The sequence below is a fragment of the Streptomyces sp. RP5T genome (assembly GCF_003933965.1).
In the GTDB taxonomy this organism is placed as follows: domain Bacteria; phylum Actinomycetota; class Actinomycetes; order Streptomycetales; family Streptomycetaceae; genus Streptomyces.
This window is the reverse complement of sequence record NZ_RSAJ01000560.1, coordinates 1-5,396: the sequence shown is the minus strand read 5'-3', so window position 1 is coordinate 5,396 and position 5,396 is coordinate 1. Positions and strand designations below refer to the sequence as shown.

The following is a 5,396-nucleotide window of genomic DNA, read 5'->3' as shown; positions in this document are numbered from 1 at the left end:
AGACGGCGGCCAGGGTGCCGGGGCGAGGAGGCGGGGGCGAGGACGCGGGCGGGTCCCCGCCTCCGTCGTACACGTCGGCGTGGTCGGGCGAACCCGGGTGTGCCATCCCGGTCGCCGGGGACCGAGCGCTCCAGCAGGGCCGCCGTGTCAGGGTTCGACGCCGGACCCCCGGCAGTGCCGGATACGGCCCCCCCCCACCGATCAGCCGGGGGCCAGGAGGTCCTCGGTCGGCGGGTCCTGGCCCGGTGCCGCGCTCGGCGAGTCCAGGGCGGTGGCGCGGCAGAGCTGCGGGTACTTCGGCGTGACCGCGCGAACCGCCGGGTCAGGCCACCCGGTCGCTCAGCCCGCCGACTCCGCCGCGTGGGGGCTCAGGACGCCCATCGTGACCAGGGCGATGATGACGATGCCGAGGGCGATGCGGTACCAGACGAAGGGCATGAAGCTCTTGGTCGAGATGAACTTCATGAACCAGGCGATGACCGCGTAGCCGACGACGAAGGCGATCACCGTGGCGAAGACGGTGGGGCCCCAGGACACGTGGTCGCTCTCCAGCGCGTCCTTCAGCTCGAAGAGCCCGGAGGCCAGTACGGCCGGGATGGCGAGGAGGAAGGAGTAACGGGCCGCGGACTCGCGCTTGTAGCCCATGAAGAGGCCGCCGCTGATGGTGGCGCCGGAACGGGAGACGCCGGGGACGAGGGCCATGGCCTGGCACAGGCCGTAGATCAGGCCGTCCTTGACGCCGAGGTCCTCAAGTCCCTTGCGCTGTTTGGGCGCGCGGTGACGCCCACCGGTCTCGTCGCGGGCCGCCAGCCGGTCGGCGACGCCGATGACGATGCCGACGACGATCAACATCGTGGCGGTGACGCGCAGATCGCGGAACGGCCCTTCGATCTGGTCCTTGAACAGCAGTCCCAGCACGCCGATGGGGATGGAGCCGACGATCACCAGCCAGCCCATCTGGGCGTCGTGGTCGCTGCGCAGCTCCTTCTTGACGAGGGAACGGCTCCACGTCGAGATGATCCGCCCGATGTCCTTGCGGAAGTAGATCAGCACGGCGGCCTCGGTGCCGATCTGGGTGATCGCGGTGAAGGCCGCCCCGGGGTCCTTCCAGCCGGAGAAGGCCGCGGTCAGGCGCAGGTGCGCGCTGGAGGAGACGGGAAGGAACTCGGTCAGCCCCTGGACGAGTCCGAGGATGAGTGATTCGAACCAAGACATGAAGTTACGGCGTCCAAGTGCTGGTCGTGTGACGGGAGTCGGGCGCGCCACATCACCGGGCGCGGTGATCGGGGTGCGAGGGCAGCGTAACGCCCCGCGGTGACGGCCCCGCCACAGGGGCGGGCCTGCCGCAGGGGCCGGCCCGTGCGGGTGGCCGGTGGGCGCCTACGCGGCCGTCGGGCCCGACACCGTCCAGCCGGGGGCCTGCGGGTGCGAGGTCAGGTCCTCGTGTGCCACCGTGCCGCGGCAGGCGGAGCAGACGACGACGGGTTGCAGTTCGTGGCCGCAGCTGTGCTCCAGGACCATGGGCCGGTCGTCGTCCGCGCGCAGGTGCCGGTCACCCCAGGCCATGAGCGTCAGCAGCACCGGCTCCAGTTCCAACCCCGCCTGGGTGGGCCGGTACTCGAAGCGCTGCGGCCGCTCGCTGTAGACCCGCTTGACCAGGATCCCGGCGTCGACGAGCCGGCGCAGCCGGGTGGCCAGGATGTCGCGCGGGGCCCCGATGTTGCGCACGAGCTGGTCGAAGCGGCCGTTGCCCAGGCAGACCTCCCGCAGGACGAGCAGGGAGTACTTCTCGCCGACGAGTGCCAGGGCGTCGGCGATGGAGCAGGGGCGCGGGTCTCGGGTGGCGGCCATGGAGTCCAGTCTAGGGGAGGGTTTGGTTCTCCAACTCAAGGGTTTGATTTTCCAACCCGCGAGGATATGGTGAGTTTGGATTTCCTACTCGCCGGTAATCGCCCCTCATCGATGGAAGCAGGCATCATGCGTGACGCAGTGATCGTCGAAGCCGTACGCACCCCCGTGGGCAAGGGCAAGCCGAACGGTGCCCTCGCGCACGTGCACCCCGTCGAACTCCTCGCCCACACCCTGCGCGCCCTCGTCGAGCGTTCCGGGGTCGACCCGGCCCTCATCGACGACGTCATCGGCGGCGCCGTCGACCAGGTCGGCGAGCAGGCCATGAACACCACCCGCTACGCGGCACTGTCGGCCGGGTTCCCGGAGACCGTTCCGGCGACCACCGTGGACCGTCAGTGCGGGTCCTCCCAGCAGGCCGTGCACTTCGCCGCGCAGGGGGTGATCGCGGGCGCGTACGACATCGTCGTCGCCTGCGGTGTGGAGTCGATGAGCCGGGTGCCGATGTGGTCGAACGTCCCCGAGGGCAAGGACCCCTTCGGCCCCGGCGTAGCCGCACGCTATGAGGAGGGCCTCGTCCCGCAGGGCATCAGCGCCGAGCTCATCGCCGCGAAGTGGTCGATCACGCGCGAGCAGATGGACGCCTTCGCCGTCTCCTCGCACCGAAAGGCCGCGGCCGCCTGGGAGCAGGGTCTCTTCGACGCCGAGGTCGCTCCCCTGGAAGGTCTCGCGCGCGACGAGTGCGTACGGCCCGGCACCACCCCCGAGATCCTCGCCGGACTCAGGCCCGCCTACCACGACCCGAACTTCGCCGAACGCTTCCCCCAGATCGAGTGGAACGTCACGGCGGGCAACGCCAGCCCTGTGAACGACGGCGCCTCGGCCGTCCTGATCATGTCGAGCGAGACGGCCGCGCGGCTGGGACTGCGCCCCCTGGCCCGGCTGCACAGCTTCGCCGTCACCGGCTCGGACCCCCTCCTCATGCTCACCGGAGTCGTCCCGGCCACGGAACGGGTCCTGCGCCGGGCCGGGCTCGCCCTCGACGACATCGACCTCTTCGAGGTCAACGAGGCGTTCTCCAGCGTGGTCCTGGCCTGGCAGCAGGAGACCGGCGCGGACCTGGGCAAGGTCAACGTCCACGGGGGCGCCATCGCGATCGGCCACCCCCTGGGCGCCAGCGGCACACGGCTGACGACGACGCTGGTGCACGCCATGCGGGAGCGCGGAGCGCGCTACGCACTGCAGACGATGTGCGAGGCGGGAGGACTGGCCAACGCGATGATCCTGGAAAGGGTGTGAGCGAGGGGCCTTGCGAGGTCCGCCCGCACCATCCGGCAGGGTCAGGCGTTCAACGGCGGCGCAGCTGATGCCGCTTGCGCCAGGCGACGACCGCCCCCGCCAGTCCCGGCAGGGCGATCGCGGCCATGGCGATCAGGAACGCCGGGGACGTGGGCGCTGACGCCCTGGCCCCGGCGACCACGTACGCGGCGGTGTTCGGGACCGAGCCGAGCGCCGTCGCGGCGAGGAACGGGACGTACCCCATGCGGGAGACCGCGGCGCAGTAGTTCGCCGCCCAGAACGGCACCCCCGGGAACAGCCGGGCCGCCAGCATCGAGCGGAACCCGTGCCGGCTCAACTGCCCGTCCGCCGCCTTCAGCAACCGCCCCCGCAGCAACGGCCGCAGTGCGTCCTGCCCGAGCACCCGGCCGAGGCCGAAGGCGATCCCGGCCCCGAGCACCGTGCCGGCCAGCGCGGAGGCGAGCCCGAGCTGGGACCCGAAGAGCGCGCCCGCCGCGAGGTTCAGCAGCGGCCGGGGCACGAACGCCACCGTGCACAGCCCGTACGCCACCCCGAACACGACCGCGGCCGCGATCCCGCCGAGCTGGGGCGGCCAGCCGTCCGAGAGCAGTCTCTGGGGCTCGAAGAGCAGGACCGTGCACGCGGCCGCCGCGAGCAGCGCGATCAGCAGGGAGAGCCGGGACCACGGCGACAGCAGCACTCTCGTGCAGCGGGCGGTGAGACCCACCGGAGCGGGGACGGGGAGAGCGAGCTCCGTGGCGATGGCCGGGGGAGTGGCCGTGGCGGTGCCCCCAGAGCGGGTGGTGGCATCGAGCATCCAGTGACGGTAACCGACACCGAGGGGTGATCGCCTTACGGATGCCGTCGGTTGTCCGGACGGGCCGACACAGGCGGTCACAAAAAACCGTTCGACGTGGGACGACGCTTCGGACATGATCTGCGTCATGTTCCGGTACGCCTTCGCTCTCGCAGCATCCGCAGTCGCGGATGCGCCGAAGGCTGCCGTTCCCGTGTTCCCGGCCGCCGCAGACGGCGCCCGAAGCTGACCCTCTCCGGACAGTCCGGCGGACCCCGCAGGGGGAGGGTCGGCGAGTCCTTGGGGTCCCCGTTCTTCCGCGAACACGCAGAGGCTTCGAGGTACAGCCATGTCCAAGACCGCTTACGTGCGGACCAAGCCGCACCTGAACATCGGCACGATGGGGCACGTCGACCACGGCAAGACCACCCTGACCGCCGCCATCACCAAGGTCCTCGCCGAGCGCGGCAGCGGCACGTTCGTGCCGTTCGACCGCATCGACCGCGCCCCGGAGGAGGCCGCGCGCGGGATCACCATCAACATCGCGCACGTCGAGTACGAGACCGACACCCGGCACTACGCGCACGTGGACATGCCGGGCCACGCCGACTACGTCAAGAACATGGTCACCGGGGCCGCGCAGCTCGACGGGGCGATCCTCGTCGTCTCCGCGCTCGACGGAATCATGCCGCAGACCGCCGAACACGTGCTGCTCGCGCGGCAGGTGGGCGTCGACCACGTGGTGGTCGCCCTCAACAAGGCGGACGCGGCCGACGAGGAACTGGTCGAACTCGTCGAGCTGGAGGTCCGCGAGCTGCTCACCGCGCACGGCTACGGCGGGGACGCCGTGCCCGTCGTACGGGTCTCCGGGCTGAAGGCGCTGGAGGGGGCCCCGCGGTGGACGGCGTCGATCGAGGCGCTGCTCGACGCGGTGGACACGTACGTGCCCATCCCCGAGCGGTATCTGGACGCGCCGTTCCTGATGCCCGTCGAGAACGTGCTGACCATCACCGGCCGGGGGACCGTGGTGACCGGCGCGGTCGAGCGGGGCACCGTGCGGGTGGGTGACCGGGTCGAGGTGCTCGGGGCCGCCGTGGAGACGGTGGTGACCGGTGTCGAGACCTTCGGCAAGCCGATGGAGGAGGCGCAGGCCGGGGACAACGTGGCGTTGCTGCTGCGGGGTGTGCCCCGGGACGCGGTCCGGCGCGGGCATGTCGTGGCCGCGCCGGGCAGTGTGGTGCCCAGTCGTCGCTTCACCGCGCAGGTGTACGTGCTGTCGGCGCGGGAGGGCGGGCGTACGACGCCTGTCTCGACCGGGTACCGGCCGCAGTTCTACATCCGTACGGCGGACGTGGTGGGGGACGTCGACCTCGGTGAGGTCGCCGTGGCCCGGCCGGGGGACAGGGTCGTCATGACCGTGGAGCTGGGTCGGGACGTGCCTCTTGAGGAGGGA

5 protein-coding genes are annotated in these 5,396 nt (G+C 71.3%); 2 read left to right on the top strand and 3 right to left on the bottom strand.

The features are described from left to right. Positions 1-339: 339 nt before the first annotated feature. A complete protein-coding gene (locus EHS43_RS36270; protein ID WP_125194856.1) occupies positions 340-1,215 on the bottom strand; it encodes an undecaprenyl-diphosphate phosphatase in 876 nt (291 codons plus the stop codon). Between the two features lie 165 nt (positions 1,216-1,380). After that, positions 1,381-1,851, bottom strand: coding sequence for a helix-turn-helix domain-containing protein (locus tag EHS43_RS36265; RefSeq protein WP_125194855.1), 471 nt, complete (start codon positions 1,849-1,851; stop codon positions 1,381-1,383). 126 nt (positions 1,852-1,977) lie between these two features. On the opposite strand from EHS43_RS36265, the gene EHS43_RS36260 reads away from it, so the two are divergent. Then, complete coding sequence (locus EHS43_RS36260; RefSeq protein WP_125194854.1) at positions 1,978-3,147, top strand: thiolase family protein; 1,170 nt, start codon at positions 1,978-1,980, stop codon at positions 3,145-3,147. A 49-nt stretch (positions 3,148-3,196) separates the two neighbouring features. Here EHS43_RS36260 and EHS43_RS36255 read toward each other — a convergent pair whose 3' ends face one another. Continuing rightward, entirely contained in the window at positions 3,197-3,964 is a 768-nt protein-coding gene (locus tag EHS43_RS36255; protein ID WP_125194853.1) for a TVP38/TMEM64 family protein, read from the bottom strand. 328 nt (positions 3,965-4,292) lie between these two features. Between EHS43_RS36255 and tuf the strand changes: the two genes are divergently transcribed. Next, positions 4,293-5,396 (top strand): elongation factor Tu (gene tuf, locus EHS43_RS36250; RefSeq protein WP_125194852.1); only part of this gene is annotated, 1,104 nt, incomplete at its 3' end.